General features: G+C 66.6%; 15 protein-coding genes. 5 read left to right on the forward strand and 10 right to left on the reverse strand.

The features are described 5' to 3' along the window. Positions 1–23: 23 nt before the first annotated feature. The 6 genes from C0J29_RS29705 to C0J29_RS29730 form a co-directional block, all read right to left on the reverse strand. Positions 24–1,190, reverse strand: a complete 1,167-nt coding sequence (locus C0J29_RS29705) for a glutathionylspermidine synthase family protein (protein ID WP_065163121.1) — start codon at positions 1,188–1,190, stop codon at positions 24–26. Then, positions 1,187–1,894 carry a hypothetical protein gene (locus tag C0J29_RS29710; protein ID WP_242460583.1) on the reverse strand — a complete coding sequence of 236 codons (708 nt, stop codon included), beginning with the start codon at positions 1,892–1,894 and terminating at the stop codon, positions 1,187–1,189. Before C0J29_RS29710 ends, C0J29_RS29705 begins: the two co-directional genes overlap by 4 nt. Positions 1,895–1,976: 82 nt before the next feature. Beyond that, a complete protein-coding gene (locus C0J29_RS29715; protein WP_120794402.1) occupies positions 1,977–2,825 on the reverse strand; it encodes an HAD family hydrolase in 849 nt (282 codons plus the stop codon). A gap of 23 nt (positions 2,826–2,848) precedes the next feature. Beyond that, the gene (locus C0J29_RS29720; RefSeq protein WP_065163119.1) at positions 2,849–3,652 is read right to left on the reverse strand and encodes a lysophospholipid acyltransferase family protein; all 804 of its coding nucleotides are present in this window, start codon (positions 3,650–3,652) and stop codon (positions 2,849–2,851) included. 20 nt (positions 3,653–3,672) lie between these two features. Beyond that, positions 3,673–4,452, reverse strand: coding sequence for a lysophospholipid acyltransferase family protein (locus C0J29_RS29725; RefSeq protein ID WP_065049159.1), 780 nt, complete (start codon positions 4,450–4,452; stop codon positions 3,673–3,675). 3 nt (positions 4,453–4,455) lie between these two features. Further along, positions 4,456–5,235: a lysophospholipid acyltransferase family protein gene (locus C0J29_RS29730; protein WP_120794403.1), complete on the reverse strand. Its 780-nt coding sequence runs from the start codon at positions 5,233–5,235 to the stop codon at positions 4,456–4,458. Between the two features lie 49 nt (positions 5,236–5,284). Here C0J29_RS29730 and C0J29_RS29735 point away from each other — a divergent pair, with 49 nt between their 5' ends. The 3 genes from C0J29_RS29735 to C0J29_RS29745 are packed head-to-tail and all read left to right on the forward strand — an operon-like array spanning position 5,285 to position 7,967. Beyond that, positions 5,285–6,022, forward strand: coding sequence for a phosphotransferase (locus C0J29_RS29735; RefSeq protein WP_120794404.1), 738 nt, complete (start codon positions 5,285–5,287; stop codon positions 6,020–6,022). A 47-nt stretch (positions 6,023–6,069) separates the two neighbouring features. Then, positions 6,070–7,632, forward strand: a complete 1,563-nt coding sequence (locus C0J29_RS29740; protein WP_120794405.1) for an MBL fold metallo-hydrolase — start codon at positions 6,070–6,072, stop codon at positions 7,630–7,632. After that, the gene (locus C0J29_RS29745) at positions 7,629–7,967 is read left to right on the forward strand and encodes a hypothetical protein (protein WP_120794406.1); all 339 of its coding nucleotides are present in this window, start codon (positions 7,629–7,631) and stop codon (positions 7,965–7,967) included. Before C0J29_RS29740 ends, C0J29_RS29745 begins: the two co-directional genes overlap by 4 nt. A 76-nt stretch (positions 7,968–8,043) precedes the next feature. On the opposite strand, the gene C0J29_RS29750 is transcribed toward C0J29_RS29745, so the two are convergent. Then, the gene (locus C0J29_RS29750) at positions 8,044–9,612 is read right to left on the reverse strand and encodes a phytoene desaturase family protein (protein WP_120794407.1); all 1,569 of its coding nucleotides are present in this window, start codon (positions 9,610–9,612) and stop codon (positions 8,044–8,046) included. A 47-nt stretch (positions 9,613–9,659) separates the two neighbouring features. After that, the gene (locus C0J29_RS29755) at positions 9,660–10,295 is read right to left on the reverse strand and encodes a TetR/AcrR family transcriptional regulator (protein ID WP_065163114.1); all 636 of its coding nucleotides are present in this window, start codon (positions 10,293–10,295) and stop codon (positions 9,660–9,662) included. 80 nt (positions 10,296–10,375) lie between these two features. On the opposite strand from C0J29_RS29755, the gene C0J29_RS29760 reads away from it, so the two are divergent. Beyond that, on the forward strand, positions 10,376–10,873 hold the full coding sequence (locus C0J29_RS29760) for a DUF2834 domain-containing protein (RefSeq protein ID WP_065049147.1): 498 nt from the start codon (positions 10,376–10,378) through the stop codon (positions 10,871–10,873). A gap of 20 nt (positions 10,874–10,893) precedes the next feature. On the opposite strand, the gene C0J29_RS29765 is transcribed toward C0J29_RS29760, so the two are convergent. Together C0J29_RS29765 and serS are read right to left on the reverse strand one after the other, a co-directional pair. Beyond that, positions 10,894–11,988 carry a GGDEF domain-containing protein gene (locus tag C0J29_RS29765; protein WP_065049145.1) on the reverse strand — a complete coding sequence of 365 codons (1,095 nt, stop codon included), beginning with the start codon at positions 11,986–11,988 and terminating at the stop codon, positions 10,894–10,896. 101 nt (positions 11,989–12,089) lie between these two features. Further along, positions 12,090–13,349 (reverse strand): serine--tRNA ligase, encoded by a 1,260-nt coding sequence (gene serS, locus C0J29_RS29770; protein WP_065049143.1) that lies wholly within the window; start codon positions 13,347–13,349, stop codon positions 12,090–12,092. Between the two features lie 89 nt (positions 13,350–13,438). Here serS and C0J29_RS29775 point away from each other — a divergent pair, with 89 nt between their 5' ends. Continuing rightward, positions 13,439–14,836, forward strand: a complete 1,398-nt coding sequence (locus C0J29_RS29775) for a septum formation family protein (protein ID WP_370530893.1) — start codon at positions 13,439–13,441, stop codon at positions 14,834–14,836. Positions 14,837–14,838: the final 2 nt, after the last annotated feature.

Genomic DNA, 14,838 nt, shown 5'->3' on the forward strand with positions numbered 1-14,838 from the left:
GATCAGCTCCGTTCATAGCAGTTTCATCTCAATGGAATTCGGTGTGGAACGAACGCCGCGCCATCATCGGTGATGAGCCCGGCAGTCTCGCGGATGCCCAGACCCGCAGCGGTGTCGCCGACCACCCAGGCCCCCAAAGCCGGTCGCATGCCGTCGAATTCAGGCAACGGGTCCAACAACTGATAGACGAATCCCTCTTCGCCGTAGAAGCCACCCGTGGCGGTCTCCATGCCGGCGCCGACGACGGTCACGTTCGCGCCTTCGCGTCCGAGCTTCGGCTTGCGCACATACTCGGTGAGTTCGTGCGGGTCGTCGAGATAAGCGGGCAACAAATTCGGGTGCCCCGGATACATCTCCCACAGCACGGCCAGGATCGACTTGTTGGATAGCAACGTCTTCCACAACGGTTCGATCCACATGGTCTGCGGAAGCGTCTGCACCACATACTTACCGAACTGATCGTCGAGCACCCACTCCCACGGGTGCAACTTGAAAATGGCCTGAATCGGGTCTTCTTCCAGGTCGACGAATCGCTCCAGCGCGGAGTCCCAGCCGACGTCCTCGATCAACAGCCCGACGGTCTGAAAACCGGCCTCGGCCGCGGTCTCCTGCAGATAGGTGGTCGTGATCTGGTCCTCGCCGGTGGCCTCCACACCGGACCAGGAAAAGTGTAGTTCGTTGCTGGGCAACAGATCCCGGACCACGCCCCAGCGTTCGACCAGCTGTTCGTGCAACGAGTTCCACTGATCGTCGTTGGGGAACTTGTCTTTCAGCCAATACCATTGCAGGATCGCGGCTTCCAACAGCGTGGTGGGCGTATCGGCGTTGTATTCCAGCAACACCGCGGGGCGCCGGCCGTCATAACGCAGGTCGAAGCGGCCGTAGACGTGTGGATCCGAGCGACGCCACGATTCGGCGACATGTGGCCAAACCCATTCCGGCAGACCGAAATCCGCGTACCGCTCCATCAGGACCACTTGCTCGACGGCATTCAGGCACATCGAGTGCAGCAGCTCGACGTCGGCTTCCAACGCCAGGATCTCGTCCATCTCGAACTCGTAATAGACCGACTCGTCCCAGTACGGCCGGTCGGCGCCGCGGGCGTCGCGTGCCGGTGTCCCGTAAACGAGCCCCTGTGATTCGACGATCGACTGCCAGTTCGGCCGCGGCTGAGACCTGGCGCGTTTCACGAGCCGCCGCCCCCGCCGCCTTTGCCGCCACTGCCCCCGATGCCACCCCGCTGGATGCTGGTGCCGGATTTCGTCGTGACGTTCGCGCCCTTCGGGATGCTCGTCGATCCGCCGATCGGCCGTTGCCCTACCGAACCCGAGCTGCCGTAGTAGTAGCGGTAGGAATGCCCGCCCCAGAAGAAGAAGCCGTTCATGCCCGGTGTGTGACCGGTGCAGTAGCTGTCGGGGACGATCACCGGCTGGCCGTTGGGGTCGTCCTGAACGCACTGCGCGGTGACGTTGTCCGGCCTCAACAACCAGTACCCGACGCCTGCCACCAGACCCACCACCCCGACTGCGGCCGCGGACCCCATCAGGATGCGCTTCTGCTTCTGGCGTTTGGCCTCGGCGGCCTCCCGTGCCTCTTCGAGCTCGCGTTCCTTTTCTTCGTGCTTCTTCCGGGCGCGCAACTCGGCCGGGGTGGGCGGCCTCGGCTTCGTCGTTGCCGCGTCCTGGAACTGAATGCTGCCAAGGGGTTTCAGCAGAGGCGGGCCGTCCGGCTTGTCCGGCGCATCCTTGAACGGACGGTTCGCACCCAACGAACTCCGGCGCGGACGATCCTGAGCCGATTCGCCCGGCTCGGGCTTGGCCTCCTCGGGCTTGGTGTCCTCGGGCTTGGTGTCCTCGGTCCCACCCTCCTCGGGCGGGTCTGTTTCGGAATCCATCAGGTCCCCTCCGGTCCCCTGCCACCGTGGCCCGCATTCCTGAACACGCGGGCAGTGTCCCACATCGTCGCGGCCCCCACGACTAAGACCACCAACGCTCCAGCACGCGCGCCACACCGTCCTGGCTGTTCGGCGTCGTGACTTCATCGGCAGCGGCCACCGCGTCCGGGTGCGCATTACCCATTGCCACGCCCAGCCCGGCCTGCATCAGCATCGGCACATCGTTGGGCATGTCGCCGAATGCGATCACCTCCGACTCGAGAATGCCGAGCGGTTCCGCGACTTCGCGCAGGCCGGTGGCCTTGCTGATGCCCCTCGGCAGGATCTCCAGCAGGCCGTTGTTGGTGGAGTAGGTGAGATCGCCTTCCGTACCGATATGTCCGGCCAACGCCGCAGCCATGTCCGCACTCAGCGCGCCGGCCTTGCGGATCAGCAACTTGATCGCCGGCGCACTGAGCAAGTCGTCGATCGACACCTCGGTGTTGTCCGGGTTCAACCACGCGTGCTCATAACCGGGCGAGCTGATGAACTGCGGGGTCGCGGTGTCGTGGGCACGCTCGCCGATCCGCTCGACCGCCAGGCCCACTCCGGGGATGACTCGCCGCGCGATATCAGCCAGCGCCGCCAGGGTGTCGATGGACAGCGTCTGCGCCGACAGCACCTTGTCGTTTTCGGGATCGTAGATGACGGCACCGTTCGCGCAAACCGCCATCGGCGCGAACCCGAGGGCTTCCACAACCGGCCTGATCCAGCGCGGTGGACGCCCGGTGGCCAGCACGAAGTGGGTGCCTCCCGCGACCGCGGCCTGGACCGCCGCGCGCGTGCGCGCGCTGAGCTTTTCTTCGTCGTTGAGCAGGGTGCCGTCGACGTCGCACCCGATGAGCGCAGGTTGATTCAGCAACGAGATGCGTGTCGACGTCGGCTCAGGCATCGGGTCCCTGGGCCGAGGCGTGCTTACGACCGGCCGGAGTCGTCAGTGCGGCCCGCCTTCGGTCGTTTCTTCGCCGCCTCGTCGTACAGCGCGCGCTTTCGGGCTCGCTCGGCCAATTCGGCGATACGGAATTCCTTGGACTCGTCCGGCGTCGGCGCGCTGCCGCCCAGCCGGCGCGGCACCCAGGGCTCGCCCTCCGGATGCGGGTAGTTCTCCTGCGCCCAGTAGAGCATCGCCTGCATCGCCTGCCGCAGTGTGGCGTTGAGCGCGTCGTGATCGCCTCCGGGGGCCAGCGGCGGCCCGATTGCCGCCGTGATGGGGACCTTGCTTCGGACAAGTTTCTTAGGCTGGTCTTTGGGCCAGATCCGGTGGGCCCCCCAGACAATCATCGGAATGATCGGCACCTGCGCCTCGACCGCCATCCGCGCCGCGCCGGTCTTGAATTCTCTGAGTTCGAAGCTGCGGCTGATGGTCGCCTCCGGGTGCACCCCGACGAGTTCGCCTTCCCGCAACCGCTGCACCGCCACCCCGTAGGCATCGGCACCCATGCTGCGGTCAACGGGGATCAGCTGGATGTGCTTGATGATGTAGTTGACCGCTTTCACCTCCTGCATTTCCGCCTTGATCATGAACCGCAACCGGCGCTTGCGTTCCTTCGCGGCGAGTGACGCGGGAATCCAGTCCACATAGCTGGTGTGATTGAGCGCGATGATGGCGCCGCCGCTCGTCGGGATGTTCTCCAGGCCGTAGTACGTGATCTTGTTTCCGTTCAGCGCCATAGCCGACGGAACGAGATACTCCAACATCCGGAAGACTGGCTCGGCCATCTCTTGCGTCTCCTTTTTCCCTACCGTGACTGACGCGGTTTCCGGCGTGCGGCCCTCGCCGCCGTCTCCTCAGCGTCCATTCGCGCGGCCTCATCCACCGTTGGCGCCCCGCCGCCAAGCCGGCAGGGCACCCATCGCTCGCCGGCTGGATGAGGATAATCCTGCTGCACCCGATGCAACAGCGAAGTCATCGACTCGTAAAGCTCTTCGTTGGTCGACTCGTAAAGTTCTTTGTCGGTCAGGGTGATGTCGCGCGCTGCGGGCAGCGGCGGCCCCGCCGCGACGGTCACCGGGACTTTCTTGCGACCCAGCTGCCTGGGCAGTCCCTTGGTCCAGATGCGTTGCGCGCCCCAGACAATCAGCGGGACGATCGGGACGCCGGCTTCGACCGCCATCCGCGCGGCGCCGGTCTTGAATTCCTTGAGTTCGAAGCTGCGGCTGATGGTGGCTTCCGGATAGACCGCGACGAGCTCGCCGTCCTGCAGCGCCTGCACCGCGGCGTCGTACGCGTCGTGGCCGGAGCTCCGGTCCACCGGAATCGCCCCGTTCCGTTTGATCAGGAAGTTGACGATCTTCACCCGCTGCATCTCGGCCTTGATCATGAACCGCAACCGGCGGTGCCGGCGCCGCATCGCCAGGCCGGCCGGTAGGAAGTCGACGTAGCTGGTGTGGTTGATCGCTATCACCGCGCCACCGCGCTGCGGAATGTTCTCCTCGCCCGCATAGGTGATCCGCGTCCCGGTGGCCCGGACCAGAAACTGAGCCAGGATCTCGCAGGCGCGGTAAATGGGCTCGGCCATCGGTCACTGCTCCGCGGCTCCGGTGGGGTGCGTCCGTTCCGCCCGGCGGGCCGCCTTGGCCGCCGCCTCGTCCCCGTCCATCTGGGCCGCCTCGGCCAGGGACGGGGCACCGCCGCCCAGGCGGCGCGGCACCCAGAACTCCCCGGCCGGGTGCGGCCCGTACTGCTCCTGCGCACGAATCAGCAGGTGCTGCATCCGGGAGTGCAACAGAGTGGTCAGTTCGGTGGTGGACAACGTCGGTTCGATCGGTTCGCCGACGATCACCTGAATCGGCACCTTGGGCCGGAAGATCTTCTTGGGGTGGCCCTTGGTCCAGATGCGCTGCGCGCCCCAGATGACGTGCGGAACGATCGGCACCCCGGCTTCGACCGCCATCCGCGCGGCGCCGGTCTTGAATTCCTTGATCTCGAAGCTGCGGCTGATCGTCGCCTCCGGGTACACGCCCACCAATTCGCCGGCCCTGAGGTTGTCCACCGCCGCGGCATACGACGCGGCACCACTTTCCCGATCCACCGGAATATGCCGGAAAGAACGCATCAGCGGCCCGGCGATCTTGTGGTCGAACACCTCCTGCTTGGCCATGAATCGCACTTTTCGGCCGAGCCCCTGCTTGTATGCCGGCAAACCGGCCAGGGTGAAGTCGAGATAACCGGTGTGGTTGATCGCGACCACGGCGCCACCGCTGGTCGGCAGGTTCTCCACGCCGGTCACGGTGATCTTGAGACCCTGCAGGCGGAAGATCATTCGGGCAAGGGTGATGGCAGTGCCATATGCAGGTTCCACAGCAATTCAGCCTAGTGCGCCGGCGAAGGCACAGACAGAGAGGTGAGCGTTGTCCTTTCCGTTGTCGCCCCCACCGGTCCCAGGGTTGGTGCGCCGACTCGCGGCCGGGCGGCCGGTGCGCGCGGTGTGGCGCAACGAGCTGGGTGACGTCACCTTCCGGGTCGGCGGCTACTCCCGGGCAGCCGCCGAATTCATCAAAGTGGGCGGTGTCCATTCACCCGATTTCACGGGTGAGGCGCACAGGTTGCGTTGGGCCGCGCCGTACCTGAAGGTGCCGCCCGTCATCGACTACGGCGTCGACGACGACGGGGCCTGGTTGCGCACCGTCGGGTTGCCCGGTGTGTCCGCGGTGCACCCGCGATGGCAGGCCGCACCCGCCACCGCGGTCACCGCGATCGCTGTGGGGTTGCGCACAATGCACGACACCCTGCCGGTGGTGTCGTGTCCGTTCGACTGGTCGGTCGCCAGCCGGCTGCCCGTGCTGCTTCCCGCGCACCGGGCGCATCTCGGAGATCCACCGCCGATCGACCGGCTGGTGGTCTGCCACGGTGATGCCTGCGCCCCCAACACACTGATCGACGACGTCGGCCGCTATTGCGGGCACGTCGACCTCGGCGAGCTCGGGGTGGCCGACCGATGGGCCGACCTGGCCGTAGCAACGCTCTCGCTGGGCTGGAACTACCCCGGCCGCAACTGGGAACCGGAGTTCTTCGCCGCCTACGGCGTCGACCCCGACCCCCTGCGCATCGACTACTACCGGCGGTTGTGGGAAGACCCCGACCTCTGACGCAAGCTAAACTCAAGGCGTCTCCGAGATGGTCCGGGAAGGTATTTGTGCAGGTAACAAGCGTCGGCCACGCCGGCTTTCTGATCCAGACCCGGGCGGGCAACATCCTGTGCGACCCCTGGGTGAACCCCGCGTACTTCGGGTCGTGGTTCCCGTTTCCCGACAACTCGCCGGCTTATTCAGGCCTGGACTGGGACGCCCTGGGCGACTGTGACTACCTGTACGTCTCGCACCTGCACAAGGACCACTTCGACGCCGCGCTGCTGCAGGCTCACGTCAACAAGGACGCGGTGGTGCTGCTGCCCGATTTCCCGGTGCCGGATCTGCGGCACGAGTTCGAGAAGTTGGGATTCCACCGATTCTTCGAGACCACGGACTCGGTGAGCCACCAGTTGTCCGGCCCCAAGGGCGACCTCGACATCATGATCATCGCTTTGCGGGCGCCCGCGGACGGTCCGATCGGCGACTCCGCGCTGGTCGTCTCCGACGGTGAGACCACGGTGTTCAACATGAACGACGCGCGCCCGGTCGACCTGGACGTGCTGGCCGCCGACTTCGGGCACATCGACGTGCACCTGCTGCAGTACTCGGGTGCGATCTGGTACCCGATGGTCTACGACATGCCGGCCCGCGCGAAGGAGGCATTCGCCACCCAGAAGCGCCAGCGGGGCATGGACCGGGCCCGGCAGTACATCGCGCAGGTCGGAGCGACCTGGGTGGTGCCTTCGGCCGGCCCCCCGGCCTTCCTGGACCCCGATCTGCGCGGGCTCAACGACGACCACGACGACCCGGGCAACATCTTCCCGGACCAGATGGTGTTCCTGGACCAGATGCGTCGCCACGGCCACGACCGCGGACTGCTGATGATGCCCGGCTCCGTCGCCGATTTCACCGGCCCGCAACTGAACTCGCTGCAGCACCCGCTGCCCACCGAGGAGGTGGAGGCGATCTTCACCACCCGCAAGGCCGACTACATCGCCGACTACGCCGAGCGCATGGCACCGGTGCTGGCCGCCGAGAAAGGCGCCTGGGCACCCGCCGCCGGCGAACCGCTACTCGAGCCGTTGCGGGCGCTGTTCGAGCCGATCATGTTGCAGAGCAACGAGATCTGCGACGGTATCGGCTATCCGGTGGAGTTGGTGATCGGTCCGGAGACGGTGATTCTCGACTTCCCGAAACGAGCCGTGCGGGAAGCCATTCCGGACGAGAAGTTCCGCTACGGGTTCGAGATCGCACCGGAGTTGGTGCGCACTGTCTTGCGTGACAACGAACCGGACTGGGTCAACACCATCTTCTTGTCGACCCGTTTCCGGGCCTGGCGCGTCGGTGGCTACAACGAATACCTGTACACGTTCTTCAAGTGCCTGACCGATGAACGGATCGCCTATGCCGACGGCTGGTTCGCCGAGAGCCACGACGATTCGGCAACGATCACGCTGGACGGCTGGGAGATTCAGCGGCGATGCCCGCACCTGAAGGCCGACCTGTCGAAATTCGGTGTGATCGAGGGCAATACGCTGACCTGCAACCTGCACGGCTGGCAGTGGCGGTTGGAGGACGGCCGCTGCCTGACCACCCGCGGCCACGAGTTGCGGAGTTGCCGGGCATGAGCACCGTGTCGGATCTGTGCTACGACGACGGCGCGGTGCAACTGGACCAGATGGCGATTACGTTGCGCCGCTACCACTTTCCTTCGGGTACCGCGAAAGTCATCGGCTTGGACCAAATTCGGGGATACAAGTCCGAGCCACTCGGGCTGCTCACGGTTCGATTCAATATCTGGGGCAGCCCGGACCTGCGGCGCTGGCTGCCGCTGGACCTCTACCGGCCGCTGAAATCGACGCTGATCACCCTCGACATACCCGGGTCGCAGCCGGCCTTCACCCCGGCCCGGCCCGACGAGTTCCTCGCTTGCCTGGACGAGTTGCTGGATCAGCGCGGCTGATTCCTCGGCGAATGTGCGGCCAGCCGCACGGTCGGTGTCGAATGTGCGGATGGCCGTACGCTCGGCGCACGAAAGGCTAGCGGTCTTCCAGCGCCGCACGGCCCGCGTTGTAGCCCGGGGTGAACGTGATGCCCGGACCACCGTGGCACCCGGCGCTGCCCAGATACAGGCCGTGCACCGGAATCGGTTGCCCGATATAGCCTTTCGGACCGGGTCGATTCTGCCCGATCTGGTCGGAACTCAGCAGGCCATGGCAGTAGTCACCGCCCGGCGCACCGAACATCACGCCCATGTGCTTGGGCGTGAAGGTGGTGTGACGGATGATGCTGCGCTCGAAATTCGGTGCCAGCCGGGTGATCTTGTCGATGACCCGCTGCCCCATCTCGACTTTGGCCTGACCGTAGTCGGCACCCCCCTCGATGGGGAACCACAGCGCGAAGGCTGACGCGGCGTGCCTGCCCTCGGGTGCGAGATCCGGGTCGTGCACCGACGGGATCTGCAGCACCAGCGTCGGGTCGGCCGGCACGATGCCGCGGCGGCAGTCCTCCCACTGCTGCTGAACCTCTTCCGGCGTACAGAAGATGCCGATCGACGCCTGCATGGTCGGGTCGTTGAGTGCCTCGTACGGAGCTACGAATTGCGGGGCCTCCTCCAGCGCGAAGTGCATCTGCAGGTAGCTGCCCCGGTGGTCGATGCGTCCGTAACGCTCCCGGATCTCGGCGGGCATCACCGACGGATCGATCAGGTCGTTGACTGTGACGTCGGGCGCCACGGAGGAAACGACGATCGGGGCGTTCACAGTTTCCCCGGCCTCGGTACGCACCCCGGTCACCCGGCCGTCCGCCACCAGAATCTCGGTGACCTTGGACCGCAACCGCACCTCGCCGCCGTTGTCCTCCAGGACCTGGGCCAGGTGCGCCGTCAGCGCGCCGATGCCCCCGCGCAGCTTCTTCATCTGGACGAAGTCGCCCTCGGGGATGCCGAGCCCGAAGGCGAGCGCCGCCGCGCTGCCCGGGGTGGAGGGCCCGCGGTAGAGGGTGTTGACCGCCAGCACCGTCATCGAACCCCGGATCGCGCCGTGCTTCTCGCGGTCGGGGAAGTAGCGGTCCAGCACGTCGGTGACGGAGCCGAACAGCATGTCGTCGATCGCGGAGCGCTCGAATTCGTTTGTCGCGCAGGCATACATCTCGTCGAAGGTCTTGGGCAGCGTGCCCGCCTCGAAGCGGCCGAGCGCACGGGTGGGCGCCTGGGCCCACATCAGCAGACCGCCCATGCCGGCCACCGCGTCGGCGCCGTGCACCTCGTTGAGGTGGGCGAACATCTTCATCGGGTCGCTGTACTGGACGAGCGGATCGTCGCCGACACCGCGCAGCGCTACCGACATCACTTCCAGGTCCACCGTCGGCAACGTGTCCAGGCCGAGTTCGCTGATGACCTCCCCCGACGTCGGGAACTGCACCGACCCGGCGATTTCGAAGTGGTAGCCGTCGAACAATTCCACGGTGGAGGCCATGCCACCCGCGTAAAGCTTCCCGTCCAGACACACGGTGCGCAGACCCGCCCGTTGCAGCATCACCGCCGCGGTCAAACCGTTGTGGCCCGCGCCGATGACGATCGCGTCGTACTCGTTCCCAGTTTCAGACATGCCGACCTCCTGAGTGGGAGGCTGGCACGCAGCCGAAGTTTTGTCAATTATGACGAAACTTGGCCGGTCGCCCAGGTGGTCCAGGTATCGCTGAGACCGGTCCGCAGCGTTTCCAGCGCCACATGGCTCATCCTGGCGAGTTCGCTCAGCGACCGGTCGCCGCCCAGCATCCACGCCTCCATCGCCCCGAAGATGGCCGCTGCAATGCACCGCGCGATCACCACGCTGCGCAACCCCGCATCACCCGGCCGGCCATTGGTGCAACCGCGACGCAGCAGCTGCGCCTGGATGGACTCGGCGAGGTCGGCCTGGACGTCGCGGATGTGCCGGACGATCCGGCCGGGATCCAGTTCGCCGCCGCGCAACGTGGCGATCTTGGTGACGGCCTCGACGTCGTACGGGAAAGCGAACACCGCCGCCTGCACCGAGTCGATCACCGCCTCGTCGACCGGGCGGGCGTCCAGCGCGGCCCGGAACCAGTTCAGACCGGTGTAGTCGGCGAACAGCAGATCGTGCTTGGAGCTGAAGTGCCGGTAGAAGGTCCGCAACGAGACCCCGGCGTCGGCGGCGATCTGTTCGGCCGACGTGTCCTCGACGCCCTGGGCCAGAAACCGCACCACCGCCGCCTGGCGCAGCGCCTCGCGCGTGCGCTCGCTCCGCGCCGTCTGAGCGGGCCTGACCATGGCAGTAAGGTACCGCAGCAACTCAGCAATTAGTTATGACAATATTGACAAAACTTCGCCGGCCGGGTGAGACTGCGCCCATGGTGTCTCTCATCGCCCACGCCGTCCTCGGCATCGCCGTCATCTTCTGGATCGTCTCGTCCAACCGGCAGGTCTATGCGCGGCCGGCCGTCGGTCCGCTGTTCTCGCCCCTCGAAATCGTGTACTACGTCGTCGGCATCGCCTCGATCGCGCTGGGCTGGTACTTCAACATCCGCTTCGTGCAGGAGTACGCCCACATGGGCGTACACAACCCGCTCTGGGGTCCGGGTAGCTGGACGCAGTACATCCAGCTGATGTTCACCAACCCGGCCGCCGGTTCGGCCAGCCAGGACTACACGATCGCGAATGTCATTCTGCTGCCGCTGTTCTCCATCACCGACGGCTACCGACGCGGCTTCAAGCGGCCGTGGCTGTTCTTCGTCAGCAGCCTGTTCACCAGCTTCGCGTTCGCGTTCGCGTTCTACTTCGCCACCATCGAGCGTCAGCACCGGCACGAGCGGGCGGCTGCCGTGCCGGCGCCGAAGGTTGCGGCCTGAGAGACGGACCTGGGAGCTGACTACGCGCTGACGCCATCGCTGCGGTAGTCGTTTTCGTGGTGCCAGATCTGGTTCCCGCCGCGGCGTTTCGCGACGTACATCGCGGCGTCGGCAGTCGAGATCATGTCGGTCAAGAGTTCGTCGTAGTTGCCGGTTCGACGCGCCGGTGCGGTGCAGACGGTGCCGACACTGGCGGTCAGGCCGAACGGTAACGCTGAAATCGCATCGCAGAGCTGCTGTGCCCGGCGGTCGAGTTCATCAAGGTGCCAATAGTCGGCTACGACGAATTCTTCGCCACCGGCCCGTCCGACGAGTGCGGTGTCCCCGGCGCTTTCGCGGAGTGCGCGCGCCACCGCTATCAGCGCCGTGTCACCGGCGTGATGACCGTGTTGGTCGTTGAGCAGTTTGAAGCGGTCCAGGTCGATCATTGCCACGACGAGGTGCAGGCGCTGCTCGCGTTCCTGCGCGAGGCGGGCCTTCACGCGGCGGTGAAAGGCGCGCCGGTTGAGCAACCCCGTCAGCTGGTCTCGCTCCGCGCGCACTGCGTCGGCGCCGAGGACGTGCACCACCGCCTGTATTCCGAATGGCACCGCGAGGTTGAGCAGCAGCACCAATGACAATCCGCACACGGCGGCGACGACGTTGTAGGCGGCGGCTATCCGAACTCCGGCCAGGGCGGCAACCGCGATGGCCACTGCGAAGTTGTAAGCCATCAGCAGCGGTGTATGGAAGAGCGCGATGTAAAAAGCCATCGCCGCAAACGTCGTGCAGGTGAACATGGCCACGATGGGATCGCTCTGGGCGAGTGCGATCAGCGCGATGCTGGCGTTGGAACCCACCGCGAACGTGATCGCCTGCTCGCGGCTGGGCCATCGCGTGGCCCACAACAGCGAGCCGGCTGCGGCACCGACGCTGGCGGCGAGGGCACAGGCGATCTGCACGCCGCTCTTCGGCCCGGTGGGTGTCCAGATGGTTGCTAGGGCGTCGAACACGAGGCCGCCGGCGATGACCGCAATGATCGTCCGGGCCAGACTGCACATCCGCCGGGCTTCCAGGAGCGAACTCAACTGGTCATAGTGGTCGGCCTGGCTCCACCACAGACTCAGTCGCCCCATACGTGCTCCCCCCGCCACAGGTTCCGGGGAATCGCAGCGCGGTCGCCGGTCCAATCAGCAAATGCTCCGACAGAATGCCCACATTTGCCGTTTGCTAATGCTCAGCCGGCCGGTTCCAGTATTTCGGTGCCCACGAAGGGCACCAGCGCCGCCGGCACCCGCACGCTGCCGTCCGGCTGCTGGTGGTTCTCCAGGATCGACACCAGCCAACGCGTGGTGCCCAGCGTGCCGTTGAGCGTGGCCGCGGTCTGCGGTTTGCCGTTGGCGTCGCGGTAGCGCGTGGCCAGCCGGCGCGCCTGGAAGGTGGTGCAGTTCGACGTCGAGGTCAGCTCGCGATACGTCGCCTGGGTCGGCACCCAGGCTTCACAGTCGAACTTGCGCGCGGCCGACGAGCCGAGATCGCCCGCGGCCACATCGATCACCCGGTAGGGCACCTCGATCTGCGCCAGCATCTCGCGCTGCCAGCCCAGCAGCCGCTGGTGTTCGGCCTCGGCCTCCTCGGGCCGGCAGTAGACGAAGCCCTCCACCTTGTCGAACTGGTGCACCCGGATGATGCCCCGGGTGTCCTTGCCGTAGCTGCCCGCCTCGCGGCGAAAGCACGACGACCAACCGGCGTACCGCAGCGGACCGTCGGCCAGGTCCAGGATTTCCCCAGAGTGGTAGCCGGCCAGCGGCACCTCGGAGGTTCCCACCAGGTAGAGATCGTCGGCCTCGAGCCGGTACACCTCGTCGGCGTGGGCGCCCAGGAACCCGGTCCCCGCCATCACCTCCGGACGCACCAGCACCGGCGGGATCATCGGGATGAACCCGTTCTCGACGGCCACCTTCAGCGCCAGTTGCAGCAGACCCAACTGCAACAGCGCGCCGCGTCCGGTCAGAAAGTAGAACCGGGACCCCGACACCTTGGCGCCGCGTTGCATGTCGATCAAGCCCAGCGATTCACCGAGCTCCAGGTGGTCCTTCGGCTCGGCCAGCGCGGGCGGCTCACCGACCACGTCCAGGACGGCGTAGTCGTCCTCTCCCCCGGCCGGGACCCCGTCGATGATGACGTTGGAGATCGCCATGTGGGCGGCGGTGAACGCCGCTTCGGCCGCCGCCTGCTCCGCCTCGGCGGCCTTTACCTGCTCGGCGAGATCCTTGGCGAGCTGCAACAGCGCGGGGCGTTCCTGCGGGGACGCCTTTCCCACGTTCTTGCTCGCGGCCTTCTGTTCGGCACGCAGCGAATCAGCGGCCGAGATGGCCTGGCGGCGTGCCGTGTCGGCGCTCAATAACGCGTCTACCAGGGCCGGGTCCTCACCGCGGCTGAGTTGCGAGCGTCGTACGGCGTCGGGCTCCTCCCGGAGGAGCTTGAGGTCGATCACGGCCGCAAGACTACTTCCCGGGTTTCTGCCCGATCTCACATGCGCAACGATTTTCACCTCTCACAGTCGGCCCTGTCAGAATGGACCCGATGTTGGACGCGCCCGAGAAAGAACCGCTGCCTGACGACGCCCCCGGCGATGCGGCGGAGCTTTCGGCTGCCGAGGAACTTCAGGCGCCCGACGCGACCGAACCCCCGGAGCCGTCGGAGCCGTCGGAGGGCTTCCGCTGGCCCCGCTCTCTGCAGGCATCTGCGACCCGGCGCGGACTGCTGCTCACCGCTCTGGGTGCTCTGCTGATCGCCGGTCTGGTGACCGCACTGCCCGCCGTGGGTACCGGGCCCGGACGGCTGGCCGGTTTCATCGACAGCAACCCGATACCCAGCACCGGATCCAAGGGCAACGCCGCGTTCGCCCGCGCCACCAGCGGCGACTGCCTGAATTGGCCGGACGGCACGCCGGAGTCGGCCAGCATCGTCAATTGCGCCGACGACCACCGCTTCGAGGTCGCCGAGTCCGTCGACATGCGCACCTTCCCCGGCTCGGAGTACGGCCCCAGCGCCGCGCCCCCGTCGCCCGCCCGCATCCAGCAGATCAACGCCGAACAGTGCGACCCGGCCGTGCGCCGCTACCTGGGTCCGAAGTTCGACCCCAACAGCAAATTCACCGTCAGCATGCTGTGGTCGGGTGACCGGGCGTGGAAGCAGAACGGCGAGCGCCGCATGCTCTGCGGCCTGCAACTGCCCGGCCCCAACAACGAACAGGTCGCCTTCAAGGGCAAGATCGCCGACATCGACCAGTCGAAGGTCTGGCCGGCGGGCACCTGCCTGGGCATCGATCCGACCACCAATCAGCCGGTCGACGTGCCGGTGGACTGTTCGGCCCCGCACGCCATGGAGGTCACCGGGACGGTCAACCTGGCCGAGAAGTACCCGAACGCCCTGCCGCCGGAAGCCGAGCAGGACGGTTTCATCAAGGACGCCTGCACGAAGATGACCGACGCGTACCTCGCGCCGATCAAGTTGCGCACCACCACTCTGACATTGATCTACCCGACCATCTCGCTGCCGAGTTGGTCGGCGGGCAGCCGCGAGGTCGCGTGCAGCATCGGCGCGACACTGGGCAACGGGGGCTGGGCCACGCTGCTGAACAGCGCCAAGGGGCCATTGCTGATCAATGGTCAGGCGCCGGTCCCGCCGCCCGACATCCCGCAGGAGCGGCTCACCCTGCCGCAGATTCCGGTGCAGCTGCCGGCCCAGCAGCCGTCGGCGCCGCAACCTCAGCAGCAGACGCCGCCCACCCCGCAGGGCGACCAGCACCTGCCCAACCAACAGCCGGTGGTGACGCCCACCCGCGCGCCCTCCTCCCCGGCAAGCCAGGCGCCTTCGGCAACCCAGCCCACCCAGGCGCCGCCACCGGGCGACGCCGGTGCGCCGCCACCGGCCCAGGCGCCGGAGGGCGCGCCGGTCAACGAGCCGCCACCCGGTTAGCC

Source organism: Mycobacterium paragordonae (assembly GCF_003614435.1).
Taxonomy (GTDB): Bacteria; Actinomycetota; Actinomycetes; order Mycobacteriales; family Mycobacteriaceae; genus Mycobacterium; species Mycobacterium paragordonae.